The sequence below is a fragment of the Streptomyces sp. NPDC058534 genome (assembly GCF_042717365.1).
Classification (GTDB): Bacteria; Actinomycetota; Actinomycetes; order Streptomycetales; family Streptomycetaceae; genus Streptomyces.
In genome coordinates this window covers 1-14,576 of record NZ_JBHXNW010000036.1, presented here as the reverse complement: position 1 = coordinate 14,576, position 14,576 = coordinate 1, and the positions used below count along the sequence as shown (strand labels likewise).

Sequence of the window (14,576 nt, the reverse complement as noted above, 5' to 3'; positions counted from 1 at the left end):
ACCCCACCACCGTCTCCCGGGTGTCTCGCGCGGGCCCGTCGCGGGCGCCGTTCGGGTGGTGGACCGGTGGCCGACCGGTGGCGGACCGGTGGCGGGGGCGCCGGGCCGGTGTGACGCTGGCCGGCATGACGATTCAGACCACGCGACTCAGCGACCCGGCCGTCCGCGGCTTCGTCGCCGCCGTCAACGCCCACGACCGCGAGGCCTTCCTCGCGCTGCTCGCGCCGGACGCCACCATGGCCGACGACGGAGCCGACCGGGACCTCGCCGAGTGGATCGACCAGGAGATCTTCTCCTCCAACGGCCACATGGAGGTCGACAACGAGTCGAACCGCGGTCGCGCCCTCATCGCCCGCTACCGCAACGACACCTGGGGCGAGATGCGTACGCGGTGGGACTTCACCGTGAACGAGGAGGGCCGCATCGCGCGGTTCGAGACCGGGCAGGCGTAGCGACGGCGGCGGCCCCACGGCGGATGTACGCGGCAGCCGTCCGCCCACCGGTGCGTATCCCGCGGTCCCACGCGGGATCCACCCCCAGCCGGTGCGGCGGGACGGCTGCGCCTCCCCCCTCGGCGGTGGTGCGCCCGGCGCGCGCCCTCAGCCGCGCCCCACGTACGGCATCGCCGTCGCCATGACCGTCGCGAACTGCACGTTCGCCTCCAGCGGCAGCTCAGCCATGTGCCGCACCGTGCGCGCCACGTCGGCCACGTCCATCACCGGCTCGGGTGCCGTGTCCCCGTTGGCCTGGAGCGCGCCGGTCTGCATCCCGGCCGTCATGTCGGTGGCCGCGTTGCCGATGTCGATCTGGCCGACCGCGATGCCGTAGGGTCGGCCGTCCAGCGACAGTGACTTGGTCAGGCCCGTCAGTGCGTGCTTGGTCGCGGTGTACGCCACCGAGTGCGGGCGCGGCGTGTGCGCCGAGATCGAGCCGTTGTTGATGATCCGGCCGCCATGGGGGTACCTCCCACGCCGTTCAGGCAGTGGGGGAGGGTCCTGCTCCTTCATCTGCCGGTACGCCGCCTGCGCGCACAGGAACGCGCCGTTGAGGTTGGTGTCCACCACGTGCCGCCAGGCCTCGTAGGGCAGTTCCTCGACCGGCACACCGCCCGGGCCGAACGTCCCGGCGTTGTTGAACAGCAGGTCCAGGCGTCCGAAGCGGTCGCGTACGGCGGCGAACAGGGCCGCCACGTCGTCCGGGCGTGACACGTCGGCGCGGACGGGCAGCGCCACGGCGCCCGCCGGGGCCAGCGCCGCCGTCTCCTCCAGGGTCTCGACGCGGCGGCCGGCCAGCGCCACCGCCCAGCCCGCGGTGAGCAGTTCCACGGCGACCGCCCGGCCGATGCCGGAACCGGCGCCCGTGACGACGGCGATCTGCTGCGCGCCGACGGTTTCCTCGTCGGTGGTTCTCACGGAGTTCATGAGTCGGCAGCGTACGGGCCCCGGATCATGCGGACCTCACCCTCCCGACATGGGGTCGCCATGTCCGCGCCAAGCGAGTGTCGTTCCCGGACCGTCGAATGCCCCTTGCAACCACCGCAAGGGGAGGAACGGATGACACCCGCGAACCAGCACCCCCAGTCCCAGCCCTCGCACGCGCCCGAACTCCGCGCCGCCGCCCGCCACCTGGGCCGCCGTCGCTTCCTGACCGTCACCGGCGCGGCCGCCGCGCTCGCCTTCTCCGTGAACCTGCCGGCCGCCGGCACCGCGAGCGCCGCCGAACTGGACGCCGCGCGGCTCACCGACGACCCCTTCACGCTCGGCGTCGCCTCGGGCGACCCGCAGTCCGACTCCGTCCTGCTGTGGACCCGCCTGGCCCCCGTCCCGTACCAGGCCGACAGCGGGCTGCCCGCGAAACGCGTCGAGGTGGGCTGGGAGGTGGCCCTGGACGAACGGTTCCGCCGCGTCGTCAGAAGGGGCACGGTCACCGCCCACCCCGAGTTCCACCACACCGTGCACGTCGAGGTCGACCACCTCGCGCCCGGCCACGTCTACTTCTACCGCTTCCGCGCCGGCCGCTGGGTCAGCCCGGCCGGCCGCACCCGCACCGCGCCCTCGCGGTACAGCCGGGTCTCCGACCTCACCTTCGGCATCGTCTCCTGCCAGAAGTACGACGAGGGGTACTACAGCGCGTACCAGCACCTGGCCCAGGAGGACGTGGATGTCGTCTTCCACCTCGGCGACTATCTGTACGAGTACGCCGTCAACGACGTCGGCGGCCAACGCGCCTACCCCGCGGGCACCCTGCCCGGCCTCCTCAACCGCGAGACCGTGACCCTGGAGGACTACCGGCTGCGGTACGCCCTCTACAAGTCGGACCCCGACCTGCGGGCCGCGCACGCCGCCCACCCCTTCGTCGTCACCTGGGACGACCACGAGACCGAGAACAACTACGCGGACGACACCCCGGAGAACAGCGTCCCGCCGGAGGAGTTCCTCATCCGTCGGGCCGCCGCCTACCGGGCGTACTGGGAGAACATGCCGCTGCGCCGGCCCCAGCTCCCCGACGGCCCGGACCTCAAGCTGTACCGCCGCCTGCACTGGGGCCGGCTGGCCCAGTTCGACGTGCTCGACACCCGCCAGTACCGCTCCAACCAGGCCTACGGCGACGGCTGGCAGTTCTCCGGACCGGAGTCCGAGGACCCCTCGCGCACGCTGACCGGCGACGCCCAGGAACGCTGGCTGCTCAACGGATGGCGCCGGTCGAACGCCGTGTGGAACGTGCTGCCCCAGCAGGTCACCTTCGCCCGCCGGTACAACTCCACCACCCTGCCGTCCAAGGTCTCCATGGACTCCTGGGACGGCTACCCGGCCTCCCGCGAGCGGGTGCTGGCCGGCGCGCAGGCCGCCGGGATCGAGAACCTGATGGTGCTCACCGGCGACGTGCACGTCTCCTACGGCTTCGACATCAAGCGCGACTTCGACGACCCCGGCTCCCGCACCCTGGGCACCGAGATCGTCACCACCTCCGTCACCAGCGGCCGCGACGGCTCGGAGAAGCCCGCCAACTGGGACACCCTCATGGCCGCCAACCCGCACCTGAAGTTCTTCAACGGGCGGCGCGGCTACGCGAAGGTGTCGCTCGGCCGGGAACTGGCGCGCGCCGACTTCAAGACGGTGTCCCACGTGACCACGCAGGGCGCGCCGCTCACCACCGCCGGGTCCTTCGTGACGGAGGTGGGGGAGCAGGGGCTCAAGCCGGCGTGACCTCCCGCTCCTCGCCGGGATAGCGGACGCCGACGCGCTCACGGATCGTGTCGAGCGTCCGCATCACGGCCAGCGTGCCGTCGAGCGGCACCAGCGGCGACTCCGTCTCCCCGGCCCGCAGCGCCCGCATCACCTCGCGGGCCTCGTGCTGGAGGCTGGCCCGGGGACCGTCGGCCGGATCGGCCCGGAACTCCTCCGGGTCCCTGCCGTCCCGGTGCAGGACGAAATGGTCCGGGAAGAAGAAGCCGTACGGGACGTCGACGCGGCCCCGGGAGCCGGTGACCGAGGCGGAGTTGGGCGTGCCGCCGATGATGGAGCAGTGCACCGAGGCGAGCGCGCCGCTCCCGTAGGAGAGCAGGGCGCCCGTCTGGAGGTCGACGCCCTCGTCCGAGAGCACCGACCGCGCGACGACGTCCGACGGTTCACCGAGCAGCAGCTGCGCGAACGACACCGGGTAGACGCCCAGGTCCAGCAGCGCGCCGCCGCCCTGTGCCGGGTCGCGCAGACGGTGGGTGGGTGGGAAGGGGCCCGCCAGTCCGAAGTCCGCGTGGACGCTGCGGATCTCGCCGATCGCGCCGTCGGCGACGAGTGCCTTCAGGCGTCGTACCAGCGGGTTGCAGTACATCCACATCGCTTCCATGAGGAAGACCCCGCGCTGCCGGGCGAGCGCGACCAGTTCCTCCGCCTCGCGCGCGTTCAGCGTGAACGGCTTCTCGCAGAGCACGTTCCGTCCCGCCTCCAGGCACAGGCCGGCGGCCGTCCGGTGCGCCGAGTGCGGGGTGGCGACGTACACCACGTCGACGTCCTCGTCGCGCGCCAGCGTCTCCCAGTCGCCGTACGCCCGCGGTATCCCGAACCGCTCCGCGAACGCCCGCGCCGACGCCTCGGTCCGCGAGGCCACCGCCACGACCTCCGCGTCCGGCAGATCGACCAGATCCGCCGTGAACGTCGCCGCCATCCCGCCGGTCGCCAGAATCCCCCAGCGCACCTTCTGCCCGGTCACCGCTGACACGCTGCCCCACCCTCGCTCAGGTCGTTCGAGTCTGTTCGTTCACGTGCGTACGAGCTGAGAGCATAGGTGGCGGATCTGTAGGAGAGGGAGGGGCACATGCCCGAGCGCGGGCCGTCCATATCGTACGAACCGACCGACATCACGAGCCCCGGAACGGGGCCGGCCGTCCACTCGCTGCGTGCCGCCCGCCGCACCGGGCTGCTCGTCACACTCATCCTCGGCAGCCTGACCGCGACCCCGCCGCTGGCGATGGACATGTACCTCCCCTCGCTCCCGGAGGTCACCCGGTCCCTGAACGCGCCCGCCGCGACCGTCCAGCTCACCCTCACCGCCTGCCTGGCCGGCATGGCCCTCGGCCAGCTCGTCGTCGGACCGATGAGCGACAAGTGGGGACGCCGGCGGCCGCTGCTCGCGGGACTCGCCGTCTACGTCGTCGCCACCGCCCTGTGCGCGCTCGCGCCCACCGTCGAACTCCTCGTCGCCTTCCGGCTGATCCAGGGGCTCGCGGGCGCCGCCGGGATCGTCATCGCCCGGGCCGTGGTCCGCGACCTGTACGACGGTGTGGCCATGGCCCGCTTCTTCTCCACCCTCATGCTGATCTCCGGCGTCGCGCCGATCGTGGCGCCGCTCATCGGCGGGCAGATCCTGCGGGTGACGGACTGGCGGGGTGTGTTCGTCGTACTCGTCGTGGTCGGGGTGGTGCTGGGCGCCGTGGTGTGGGCCAAGCTGCCCGAGACGCTGCCGGAGGCCGAGCGGCACGCGGGCGGGGTCGGTGACACCCTGCGCGCGATGCGCGGGCTGCTCGCCGACCGCGCCTTCACCGGCTACATGCTCGCGGGCAGCTTCGCCTTCGCGTCCCTGTTCGCCTACGTCGCCGCGTCGCCGTTCGTCATCCAGGAGATCTACGGCGCCTCCGCGCAGACCTTCAGCCTGCTGTTCGGGCTCAACTCCATCGGCCTCGTCGTCGTCGGGCAGATCAACGGCAAGATCCTCGTCGGACGGGTCCGGCTGGACCGGGTGCTGGGCGTCGGCCTCGTCGTCGTGATCGCCGCCGCGACCGCACTGCTGCTGATGTCCCTGGGCGTCTTCGGCGAGGTCGGGCTCGTGCCGGTCGCCGCCGCGCTGTTCGTGCTGATGTCCGCGATGGGTATCAGCCTGCCGAACACCCAGGCGCTCGCGTTGATGCGGGTGAAGAAGTCGGCCGGCTCCGCGTCCGCGCTGCTCGGCACGTCCTCCTTCCTCGTCGGCGCCGTCGCCTCCCCGCTGGTCGGGATCGGGGGCGAGGACACCGCCCTGCCGATGGCCGTCGTCCAGCTGACGGCGGCGGTGCTGGCGCTCGGCTTCCTCGTGGGCATGTGCCGTCCCTCGGCGGGGCGTGCGTCAGGGCAGGGGGCCGCGAGTGGGCAGGGAGCGGAGAACTGAGCGCTCCGAGACTGCGCAGTGACAGCCCTGAGCGGGCCGGACTCGATCCCGGGCAGCTCCGTCGTGTCGTCGCCGACGTGCACGATCTCACCGCCGGTGAGCGGCCCTGGGCGGCGGGTGCCGTCGTGGCCGTCGGGCGCGGGCCCGTGCTCGCCGTCGAGGAGGCGGCGGGGTGGGCCGTGCGGTACGCCTCCTACGACCCGCACACCGATCGCGGGGTGGAGCTGCCGGAGGGGGAGCGGGTGCCGATGAGCGTGGGGACGCCGTTCGACCTGGCGTCCCTCACGAAGCTGTTCACCTCGGTCGCCGCGGTGCAGCAGATCGAGCGGGGCACGCTCGGCATCGACGCCGAGGTGGGCGCGTACCTGCCGGACTTCCGGGGCGCCGCCGAGCACCGGGTCACCGTGCGGCAGCTGCTCACGCACACCTCCGGGCTGCGGCCCGAACTCCCGCTGTACGACTGCGCCGACGACGCGGAGCGGCTGGCGCTGCTGCGGGCGGAGCCGCCGGTGGGGGTGCCGGGTACGTACTGCTACTCCGACCTGAACATGCTGCTCCTCCAGCAGGTGCTGGAGCGCATCACCGGGCACGGCCTCGACGTCCTCGTCCGGGACGGGATCACCCGGCCGCTGGGCATGACGGCGACGGGCTTCGGGCCGTGCCCGGGGGCGGCGGCTACGGAGGACCAGCGGCGGCCGTGGGGGAAGGCCGACCGGGGGATGCTGCGGGGGGTCGTCCACGACGAGAACGCGTGGGCGCTGGGCGGGGTGGCCGGGCACGCGGGGCTGTTCTCGACGGGGCGGGACCTCGCGGTCTTCTGCCGGGCGGTGCTCGGGGGCGGGGCGTACGGGCCTGCCCGCATCCTCGGTCCCGACTTCGTGGAGCTGCTGCTCGCGGAGCCGGGGCTGGGGTTCGCCCTCGACCAGGCGTGGTTCATGGGGGAGCTGGCGGGGCGCGGGGCGGCGGGGCACACCGGGTTCACCGGGACGATGCTGGTCCTGGACCGGGCGACGGACACGTTCGCGATCCTCCTCGCGAACACGGTCCATCCCCGCCGGCGGGGGGTGGCCAACGGGCCCCGGGCGGGGGTGTGCACGCGGGTGGCTCGGGCGGTGCGGGTGTGACGATGCGGGATGCCTGCGGCGCCTGTGCGGGTTCGGTGGGGGTGCGCGTAGCGCGTTGCGGTCGGTGGTGGGTCGGGGCCGCGCCGGGGGGTGTCCGTCCTCGGAACGGCGCGGAATCGGCCACTTACAGAGGCGCGGGACGTTGACGCGCCAACCGCTGCGGGCGGACACCCCCCGACACGACCCCTCCTCGCCGTACGCGGCTCTCCCTCCCTAGCAGGCAGTCGTGCCGCTGGGGCGGCACCCGTCCCAAAGAGAGCGGCACCCGGCGAGCGCCGGGTCGCGTCACCCACCCGCGGTTCACGCCCATGCCGGGTGCCACGTGGACGCCGGCCCGCGGCACCCGGCCCCCCGGCCCAGCCCGCGCCGCGCCTCGTAGAATCGTCGCGTGAACGACCCCGCCGACATCCTGCGTGCCGCCCTCGCCGATCTCGTCGACGGGCTGCCGCCGCGGCAGGCCGCGCAGGCCGTGGAGCGGCTGATCGGGAAGTACCGGGGGGACACCCCGACCGACGCCCCCATCCTCCGCGACCGGGCCGACGTCGTCGCCTACGCCGCCTACCGCATGCCCGCCACCTTCGCCGCCGTACGTTCCGCGCTGGCCGCGTTCGCGGATGCCGTGCCGGGATGGGTGCCCGGCAGCCACGTGGACGTGGGCGGCGGCACCGGTGCCGCGACCTGGGCCGTCAGCGACACCTGGGACGGCAGCCGCCCGGTGACCGTGCTGGACTGGGCGGAGCCCGCCCTCGCCCTCGGCCGGGAGATCGCCGCCTCCCACCCCGCCCTGCGCGACGTACGCTGGCAGCGCTCCCGGATCGGAGCGGCGCTCACCGTCGAGCCCGCCGATCTCGTCACCGTGTCCTACGTGCTCAACGAGCTGACCCCCGCGGATCGCACCGCCCTCGTCGACGCCACCGCCGGCGCCGCCCAGGCCGTCGTGATCGTGGAGGCCGGCACCCCGGCCGGGTACGCCCGCGTCATCGAGGCCCGCGACCGGCTGATCGCCGCCGGGTTCCACGTCGCCGCGCCCTGCCCGCACAGCGCCGCCTGCCCCATCGTGCCCGGCACGGACTGGTGCCACTTCGCGGCGCGGGTCAGCCGTTCCTCCCTGCACCGGCAGGTCAAGAGCGGGTCCCTCGCCTACGAGGACGAGAAGTTCAGCTACGTCGCCGCCACCCGGCTCCCGGTCTCCCCGGCCCCCTCCCGCGTGGTCCGGCGGCCGCAGATCCGCAAGGGCCAGGTACTGCTCGACCTGTGCGAGCCGGACGAGCGGCTGGAGCGGCGGACCGTCACCAAACGGCACGGCGACCTGTACAAGGCGGCACGGGACGCGGCCTGGGGAGATGCCTGGCCGGGAGCGGCGGGCGGCAACCCCGCGAACGAGTAGGGTCGTTGGACCGACGATCCGGAAGTGGGGCCCGTGGAAGAGCGAGAGTGCCGCGCCCTGCGAGTCGTGATCGCCGAGGGACTGGACGTGGTCGCTATCGCGGACAACGGCGAGGCGGTGCTCCACGCCATCGACGAGCACCGGCCCGACGTGGCCGTCCTGGACGTGCGGATGCCGCCCACGCACACCGACGAGGGCGTCCGTGCCGCCGTCGAGGCGCGGCGGCGGCGTCCCGGCCTGGCGGTGCTGGTGCTGTCCGCCTACGTCGAGCAGTCCTTCGCCACCGATCTGCTGACCGGCGGCGTGGGAGGTCTCGGCTATCTGCTCAAGGAACGGGTCGGACGGGTCGAGGAGTTCATGGCGGCGCTGCGGCGGGTCGCGGGCGGCGGTACCGCCATCGATCCGGAGGTCGTCGCCCAGTTGTTCACCCGCAGTCGGCAGGACACCCGGCTCGAACGCCAAGCTCGGCCTCTCCCCTGCCGACCAGGTCGACCGGCGTGTGGCCGCCGTCCTCCACTACCTGGAGAACGCGCAGCCACACTGACCGGCCCCGACCTCACGACGCCTCGTCGGTACCGTCCCTCTCCTGCCGGGACTGCCGTCGCTCCTGGAGTTTGCGCAGCAGCTCCCGTTTCTGTTCCTGCGGGCTCGGGGCACCGCCCGCCCTGCCGGACCGGTCGCCGCCGCGCAGGGCGTCGCGGCCGAGCTTCCGGCGGGTGCCGCCGACGCCCAGCATGTTTCCTGCTCCACCTCGGGACATGGGGTCTCCTCCTGATCATCGCCGGTGACACGAGACGGTTCGTCTCGAATCTCGTCCATTCACTGTCCAGCGAGACGGGACGTCTTGTCAACCTGATAAATTCGAGCCATGGCCGCTCAGAAACCCGCTCACGCCCCGACCCCCGCCCCCGACAAGCCGCTCCCCGACGCCACCCGGCGCAGCCAGCGCTCCCGTCAGGCCATCTACGACGCCGCCCTCGCCCTCGTCGGGGAGGTCGGCTACCCCAAGACCACCATCGAGGGCATCGCCGCCCGCGCCGGCGTCGGCAAGCAGACGATCTACCGCTGGTGGTCCTCCAAGGCGGACGTCCTGCTGGAGGCCTTCCTCGACCTGGGCGACCGCGCCGCGCGGGCCGCGGGGGCCACGGGGGCCGAGGGGCAGGCGACGTACGCCATCCCGGACACCGGTGATCTCGCCGCCGATCTCAAGGGCGTACTGCGCCTCACCGTCGACCAACTGCGGGACCCGCAGTACGAGGGCCCCTCCCGTGCCCTGGCCGCGGAGGGCCTCGTCGACGAGCAGCTCGGCCGGCGGTTCGTCGCCAAGCTCCTGGAGCCCTCGCTCCAGCTCTACGTCGACCGGCTGCGGTCCGCTCAGGCCGCCGGCCAGGTGCGGCCGGAGATCGACCCCCGCATCGGACTGGAACTCTTCGTCTCCCCGCTCGCCCAGCGCTGGCTCCAGCACACCGCGCCGATCTCCTGCGAGTACACCGACACGCTCGTCGACTACGCCCTGCACGGGCTCGCTCCGCGCTGACCGGACGCTGACCGAAACACGCTGCCCGTACGAGCCTGACCAGGGGAGTTTGTCCCTTCGCGACCCCGAAGCGCGGAATGGTGCGACCATAGGGCATGCTGGTGCGCACGACGGCGAGGCAAGGGGTTAGATGAGCGCGGAGTTCGGCGGTCGGAGCGGTCTGCAGGGCAAACTCTCCTCGTGGCTGCGCGGACGCCGCCCCAAGGAGGCCGCCGGTGACGGTGGCCGGGAGGTCCTGCTGCTCGCCGCCGCCGGTGCGGGACTGCCCCTGGCGCCCGCCGCGCACCCCGCCGGATACCGTTGCTCCTGCGACCGCGTCGGCTGTCCCACCCCGGCGCGGCACCCGGTGTCCTTCGCCTGGCAGACGCAGTCCACCACCGACCGGTCGCAGATCGAGCGCTGGGCCCGGCATCAGCCCGAGGCCAACTTCATCACCGCGACCGGCATGGTCCACGACGTCCTCGACGTGCCCCTGGAGGCCGGTCGCGAAGCGGTCCGGCGACTGCTGGACGCCGGCATCGAGGTCGGCCCGGTCGCCGAGAGCGACGACGGCCGCATGCTGCTGTTCACCCTCACCCGCGGCACCCCCGAGGACGAGGACGAGTGGTGGCCCTGCGAGCTGGACTGCCACCCCGAGACGATGGACGAGCATCCCGGGCTGCGCTGGCACTGCCGTGGATCGTATGTGTTGGTACCGCCCGCCCGGCTGCCCGGCGAGGACCGCACCGTGCGCTGGGTGCGCGGGCCCGAGCATCCGCTGCCGGACCCGCTGACCCTGCTGGAGACCCTCACCGACGCCTGTGCCCGGCACGTCGGCGAGGAGAGCGACCACGTGGGCACGGCCTGGCCGCTGCGTCACTGAGCCCGGTGACCCGGTGACCCGGTGACCCGGTGACCGGCCGGCGGGGCTACTCGCCCTTCGCCGACGTCAGCCCCTGCACGCGGCCCAGGACCGACACCTTCCCGTCCGCCGGGTCGAGCGCGACCTCGTTGGACACGAACTCCATCGTCAGCGACTGCTTGATCTCGCCGTCCGTCAGCGCCAGCACGTCCTTGTTCGGCGTCGGCACCGCCGCGCCCCGCGCCGAGGTCTGCTTCTCGTAGTGCCGCGTGGTGAAGAACACCAGCGCACCGCCGTCCTTCGTACGCAACGCCAGCGGCGCGTAGTCGCCGTTCGTCAGCGGCTCGTCGATGAACTGGGTGACCAGGCCGGGGCGGCTCGACCGCTTCTCCCGCACCTTCCGCCAGGAACTGGTGTGCACGCCGTCCGCGAAGGACTCGCCGCCGTCCTGCAGATACGTCGTGTAGTCCTTGCTCAGGTCGGCCGGCGGGGCGGCCAGACCGGTGGAGTTGGCGGGGACCGCTTCGGCCCAGCCGTCCGCGTCGGTCTTGAACTCGGGCATCCGGTCGGGGGCGACCAGCGTCAGGTACGTCGCCTGCCAGGTCTCCTCCAGGCCGTCGCGGGTGAACACCAGCAGCCAGCGCGACTTTCCGCCCTTGTTGGCCTTGGTGTCCGCGACGAACCAGCGGGGCCAGCCCGCCTTCTTCGGAATCGTGTACTTCGCGTCGGTCAGCTTTAGCGGCGCGTGCGCCGGGTTGCCGTCCGGGTGGTTGGTCCGCCCCGCCTTCAGCCGCGCCGAGTCGATGGCGGCGAGGGCGCCGGTGGTGTGGTCGGCGTCCAGGGACGCGTCGTACGCCTTGTCGGCGGCGTTGTACGCGGAGGTGAACTGTTCGAGTGCCTTGGCGGCTTCGGCCCGGGTGGCCGAGGGGAGCACCTCGCGCTCGCCGTGCACCACCACGCATCCGCTCGCCGTCAGCGACAAAGCGGTCACCGAGGCCGCCGTGAGTATCTTCCGGTCAAGCCGGTGGGGCCATCGAGGGCCGCGATCCCTGCTCATCAGGTTCCTTCACCTTCCCCTTCCCGGAGGCGAACCCTACCGGGACGGGACGGCGGCCGAACGCCGGGACCGGGGACAGCCGCCACACCGTGACCTCCGCTCACGCCTCACGGCGCGGGACGACCAGCTCCTGCTCCGCCCCGTACGCCCCGTCAGCACACCCGCACTCGAGCCAGACATGGACGAGCATGAGCGTCTTCGCCAGCATGGAATCCGAGGTCCGCGGCTACAGCCGGGCCTCGGCCACCCCCGACGGCGGCAGCGGCAGCGTCGCCGCGGTCGCCTGAGTAGTCCGTCGCGGGCCGGGGCGGCCTCCCAGGGCGCCCCGGCCCACCGGGCGATGCTTGAATGCCCCGGTGACTGACTACGACGTACTGCGCGTCTTCTGCGCGCCGAACGGCGGATACGGCAACGAGCTGGGCGTCGTCCGGGACGGCTCCGTGCTGCCCGAGCCCGGGCGGCGGCAGGAGCTGGCCGCGAAACTCGGGTTCAGCGAGACCGTGTTCGTCGACGACCCCGAACGCGGCGTCGTCGACATCTACACGCCCGCTCTGCGCCTGCCCTTCGCGGGTCACCCCTGCGTCGGCACGGCCTGGCTGCTCGACGTGTCCGAACTCGTCACCCCGGCGGGGGTGGTGGGCGCCCGGCTGGATGGGGAGTTCAGCTGGATCGAGGCCCGCCCCGAGTGGGCCCCACCGCGCACCCTGCGCCAGTACGCCACCGTCGCCGAGGTCGACGACCTGCGGGTGCCGCCGCCGGGGGAGTGGGTGTACGCCTGGGCGTGGGAGGACGAGGCGGCCGGGCGGGTACGGGCCCGTGCCTTCCCGGGCCGGGGCGACGGCATCGACGAGGACGAGGCGACCGGGGCGGCGGCGCTGCTGCTGACCGAGCGGCTGGGCCGCGCCCTCAACATCACGCAGGGCGCCGGCTCGCAGCTCCTCACCGCCCCGCAGCCGGAGGGCTGGGTCGAGATCGGCGGGCGGGTGCGTCTGGAGCGGTGAAGACGCACGGCACCGCACCTCCGTACGGGTGGAACAGCGTGTGCGCGCGATCGCCCGGGGGGGGGCAGTCCGGCTCAGGCGGACAGCGGGAACTCCTCGCCCAGCGCCCGGAAGACCGCCGTGTTCAGGGCGAAGGCGCGCTTGCACTCGGCCACCACCCGCTGCTTCTCCAGGTCGTCCGCCTGGATGCCGTCGAGCAGTTCGCGGTACTCCCGCTTGAAGGCGGCCGGGTTGCCGATCTCCTCGAAGACGTAGAAGCGGACCCCGTCGCCCTTCCTGGCGAAGCCCCACGTCCGCTCCGCCTTGTCGCGGATGATCTGACCGCCGGACAGGTCGCCGAGGTAGCGCGTGTAGTGATGCGCGACGTACCCGGCCGGCCACTGTTCGGCGCACTCGCGCACCCGGGCGGCGTACTCCCCGGTCGCGGGCAGGGCGGTCAGCCCCGCACGCCAGTCGGGGCCGCGCAGATGGGCCAGGTCCCGCTCCAGCGAGGCCAGCCGCAGCAGCTGCGGACGGATGAACGGACCGGCCACCGGGTCCGACGCGAGGCGGTCGGCGGCGCTCTCCAGGGCTTCGTAGACGAACCACAGCTGCTCGGTGTAGCGCGCGTACGCGTCGACGCCGAGTCGGCCGCCGAGCAGGTCGCTCATGAACGTGGAGGTCTCGGCCTCCACGTGCTGCTCGTGCGACGCCGTGCGGATGAGGGTGGAGAAGGAGTCCATGGGCCGATCTTCTATAGTTAGGCTTACCTAAGTCAAGAGTCTTTCCGACGGTCTGTCGGCAAAAGCCTACCCGGACACACGAAGGCCCGCACCTCGAAGAGTGCGGGCCTTCACAGGACGCAGTGGGACTACGGGAGGGTCAGGATCTCGGCCCCCGAGTCCGTCACCACCAGCGTGTGCTCGAACTGGGCCGTCCGCCGGCGGTCCTTCGTCACGACCGTCCAGCCGTCGTCCCACATGTCGTACTCGTGCGTGCCGAGCGTCAGCATCGGCTCGATGGTGAAGGTCATCCCGGGCTGGATGACGGTCGTCGCGTGCGGGCTGTCGTAGTGCGGGACGACGAGCCCCGAGTGGAACGACGTGTTGATGCCGTGCCCGGTGAAGTCCCGCACCACCCCGTACCCGAACCGCTTCGCGTACGACTCGATGACCCGGCCGATGATGTTGATCTGCCGGCCAGGACGGACCGCCTTGATCGCGCGGGCCAGCGACTCCCGGGTCCGCTCGACCAGCAGCCGGCTCTCGTCGTCCACGGCCCCGACCAGGTACGTCGCGTTGTTGTCGCCGTGCACACCGCCGATGTACGCCGTCACGTCGAGGTTCACGATGTCGCCGTCGCGCAGCACCGTGGAGTCGGGGATGCCGTGGCAGATGACCTCGTTGACCGAGCTGCACAGGGACTTGGGGAAACCCCGGTAACCGAGCGTCGACGGGTAGGCGCCGTGGTCGCACATGTACGCGTGCGCCACCCGGTCCAGCTCGTCCGTCGTCACCCCCGGCGCGATGAGCTTCGCGGCCTCCTCCATCGCCCGCGCCGCGATCCGCCCGGCCACGCGCATCGCCTCGACCGTCTCGGGCGTCTGCACCTCCGGACCGGTGTACGGCGTCGGTGCGGGCTTTCCGACGTACTCGGGCCGGCGGATGTTTCCGGGCACGGAACGGGTGGGAGACAGCTCCCCTGGTACGAGCAGCGACTGGCCAGACATGCGAAGGAGTCTAGGGCCTACCCAACACATCCCCGCCTGCCCCGCGACGCCTGGCACGCACGCTCGCCGCGTTGCCGAAACGCCGACGTGGCTCCTCCCCCACTGCCTGAACGGCGTGGGGGGACCCCCATCGACGGCGCTCCGGCGCCTTGCGATCGCACGCACCAGACGCCGCGGGGCCCCCCCCGGGGGGCGTCCGGCGGGGATGTGTTGTGTTGGCCCACCACACGGGCCTGGGGGACAAATTGGGGGGGGGGGGGGGAGGTGAAAGCCCCGGTTAA

Annotated in this window: 14 protein-coding genes and 2 pseudogenes; 9 read left to right on the top strand and 7 right to left on the bottom strand. The window is 72.6% G+C overall.

The window, feature by feature from the left end; genetic code table 11:
- Window positions 1-125: 125 nt before the first annotated feature.
- Complete coding sequence (locus ACFWR9_RS22290; protein ID WP_383844925.1) at window positions 126-452, top strand: nuclear transport factor 2 family protein; 327 nt, start codon at window positions 126-128, stop codon at window positions 450-452.
- Window positions 453-599: 147 nt separating this feature from the next.
- Here ACFWR9_RS22290 and ACFWR9_RS22285 read toward each other — a convergent pair whose 3' ends face one another.
- Window positions 600-1,421 (bottom strand): SDR family oxidoreductase, encoded by an 822-nt coding sequence (locus ACFWR9_RS22285; RefSeq protein WP_383844923.1) that lies wholly within the window; start codon window positions 1,419-1,421, stop codon window positions 600-602.
- 132 nt (window positions 1,422-1,553) lie between these two features.
- Here ACFWR9_RS22285 and ACFWR9_RS22280 point away from each other — a divergent pair, with 132 nt between their 5' ends.
- Window positions 1,554-3,206, top strand: coding sequence for an alkaline phosphatase D family protein (locus tag ACFWR9_RS22280; RefSeq protein ID WP_383844921.1), 1,653 nt, complete (start codon window positions 1,554-1,556; stop codon window positions 3,204-3,206).
- Here the strand turns inward: ACFWR9_RS22280 and ACFWR9_RS22275 are convergent.
- Window positions 3,193-4,209 (bottom strand): Gfo/Idh/MocA family protein, encoded by a 1,017-nt coding sequence (locus ACFWR9_RS22275; RefSeq protein ID WP_383845039.1) that lies wholly within the window; start codon window positions 4,207-4,209, stop codon window positions 3,193-3,195. The two genes, ACFWR9_RS22280 and ACFWR9_RS22275, sit on opposite strands and share 14 nt — an antisense overlap.
- A 105-nt stretch (window positions 4,210-4,314) precedes the next feature.
- On the opposite strand from ACFWR9_RS22275, the gene ACFWR9_RS22270 reads away from it, so the two are divergent.
- The 4 genes and pseudogenes from ACFWR9_RS22270 to ACFWR9_RS22255 all read left to right on the top strand — a co-directional run bounded on the left by ACFWR9_RS22270 (window position 4,315) and on the right by ACFWR9_RS22255 (window position 8,695).
- Window positions 4,315-5,640, top strand: a complete 1,326-nt coding sequence (locus ACFWR9_RS22270; RefSeq protein WP_383844919.1) for a multidrug effflux MFS transporter — start codon at window positions 4,315-4,317, stop codon at window positions 5,638-5,640.
- The gene (locus ACFWR9_RS22265) at window positions 5,574-6,764 is read left to right on the top strand and encodes a serine hydrolase domain-containing protein (RefSeq protein ID WP_383844917.1); all 1,191 of its coding nucleotides are present in this window, start codon (window positions 5,574-5,576) and stop codon (window positions 6,762-6,764) included. Before ACFWR9_RS22270 ends, ACFWR9_RS22265 begins: the two co-directional genes overlap by 67 nt.
- Window positions 6,765-7,152: 388 nt before the next feature.
- Complete coding sequence (locus ACFWR9_RS22260) at window positions 7,153-8,151, top strand: small ribosomal subunit Rsm22 family protein (RefSeq protein WP_383844916.1); 999 nt, start codon at window positions 7,153-7,155, stop codon at window positions 8,149-8,151.
- A gap of 24 nt (window positions 8,152-8,175) precedes the next feature.
- Window positions 8,176-8,695, top strand: a pseudogene (locus ACFWR9_RS22255) (response regulator).
- A gap of 12 nt (window positions 8,696-8,707) precedes the next feature.
- Here ACFWR9_RS22255 and ACFWR9_RS22250 read toward each other — a convergent pair.
- Window positions 8,708-8,911: a DUF6243 family protein gene (locus tag ACFWR9_RS22250; RefSeq protein WP_383844914.1), complete on the bottom strand. Its 204-nt coding sequence runs from the start codon at window positions 8,909-8,911 to the stop codon at window positions 8,708-8,710.
- Between the two features lie 108 nt (window positions 8,912-9,019).
- Between ACFWR9_RS22250 and ACFWR9_RS22245 the strand changes: the two genes are divergently transcribed.
- Both ACFWR9_RS22245 and ACFWR9_RS22240 read left to right on the top strand, forming a co-directional pair.
- Complete coding sequence (locus ACFWR9_RS22245) at window positions 9,020-9,688, top strand: TetR/AcrR family transcriptional regulator (protein WP_383844912.1); 669 nt, start codon at window positions 9,020-9,022, stop codon at window positions 9,686-9,688.
- 130 nt (window positions 9,689-9,818) lie between these two features.
- On the top strand, window positions 9,819-10,550 hold the full coding sequence (locus ACFWR9_RS22240) for a bifunctional DNA primase/polymerase (protein ID WP_383844910.1): 732 nt from the start codon (window positions 9,819-9,821) through the stop codon (window positions 10,548-10,550).
- Window positions 10,551-10,596: 46 nt separating this feature from the next.
- Here ACFWR9_RS22240 and ACFWR9_RS22235 read toward each other — a convergent pair whose 3' ends face one another.
- Both ACFWR9_RS22235 and ACFWR9_RS22230 read right to left on the bottom strand, forming a co-directional pair.
- Window positions 10,597-11,586, bottom strand: coding sequence for a hypothetical protein (locus ACFWR9_RS22235; RefSeq protein ID WP_383844908.1), 990 nt, complete (start codon window positions 11,584-11,586; stop codon window positions 10,597-10,599).
- A pseudogene (locus tag ACFWR9_RS22230) lies at window positions 11,546-11,683 on the bottom strand (iron transporter); the annotation flags it as partial. The gene ACFWR9_RS22235 and the pseudogene ACFWR9_RS22230, both read right to left, overlap by 41 nt.
- Before the next feature lie 259 nt (window positions 11,684-11,942).
- Between ACFWR9_RS22230 and ACFWR9_RS22225 the strand changes: the two are divergent.
- Window positions 11,943-12,587, top strand: coding sequence for a PhzF family phenazine biosynthesis protein (locus tag ACFWR9_RS22225; RefSeq protein WP_383844906.1), 645 nt, complete (start codon window positions 11,943-11,945; stop codon window positions 12,585-12,587).
- A 74-nt stretch (window positions 12,588-12,661) separates the two neighbouring features.
- Here ACFWR9_RS22225 and ACFWR9_RS22220 read toward each other — a convergent pair whose 3' ends face one another.
- Entirely contained in the window at window positions 12,662-13,309 is a 648-nt protein-coding gene (locus tag ACFWR9_RS22220; RefSeq protein WP_383844904.1) for a heme oxygenase (biliverdin-producing), read from the bottom strand.
- Window positions 13,310-13,437: 128 nt separating this feature from the next.
- On the bottom strand, window positions 13,438-14,295 hold the full coding sequence (gene map, locus ACFWR9_RS22215) for a type I methionyl aminopeptidase (RefSeq protein WP_383844902.1): 858 nt from the start codon (window positions 14,293-14,295) through the stop codon (window positions 13,438-13,440).
- Window positions 14,296-14,576 lie beyond the last annotated feature (281 nt).

Bases quoted from the DNA above. Each gene is read 5' to 3' on its own strand.
- ACFWR9_RS22220 (WP_383844904.1), bottom strand. From the start codon at position 13,309: ATGGACTCCTTCTCCACCCTCATCCGCACGGCGTCGCACGAGCAGCAC.
- ACFWR9_RS22285 (WP_383844923.1), bottom strand. From the start codon at position 1,421: ATGAACTCCGTGAGAACCACCGACGAGGAAACCGTCGGCGCGCAGCAG.
- ACFWR9_RS22270 (WP_383844919.1), top strand. From the start codon at position 4,315: ATGCCCGAGCGCGGGCCGTCCATATCGTACGAACCGACCGACATCACG.
- ACFWR9_RS22235 (WP_383844908.1), bottom strand. From the start codon at position 11,586: ATGAGCAGGGATCGCGGCCCTCGATGGCCCCACCGGCTTGACCGGAAG.
- map (WP_383844902.1), bottom strand. From the start codon at position 14,295: ATGTCTGGCCAGTCGCTGCTCGTACCAGGGGAGCTGTCTCCCACCCGT.
- ACFWR9_RS22245 (WP_383844912.1), top strand. From the start codon at position 9,020: ATGGCCGCTCAGAAACCCGCTCACGCCCCGACCCCCGCCCCCGACAAG.
- ACFWR9_RS22240 (WP_383844910.1), top strand. From the start codon at position 9,819: ATGAGCGCGGAGTTCGGCGGTCGGAGCGGTCTGCAGGGCAAACTCTCC.
- ACFWR9_RS22280 (WP_383844921.1), top strand. From the start codon at position 1,554: ATGACACCCGCGAACCAGCACCCCCAGTCCCAGCCCTCGCACGCGCCC.
- ACFWR9_RS22290 (WP_383844925.1), top strand. From the start codon at position 126: ATGACGATTCAGACCACGCGACTCAGCGACCCGGCCGTCCGCGGCTTC.
- ACFWR9_RS22250 (WP_383844914.1), bottom strand. From the start codon at position 8,911: ATGTCCCGAGGTGGAGCAGGAAACATGCTGGGCGTCGGCGGCACCCGC.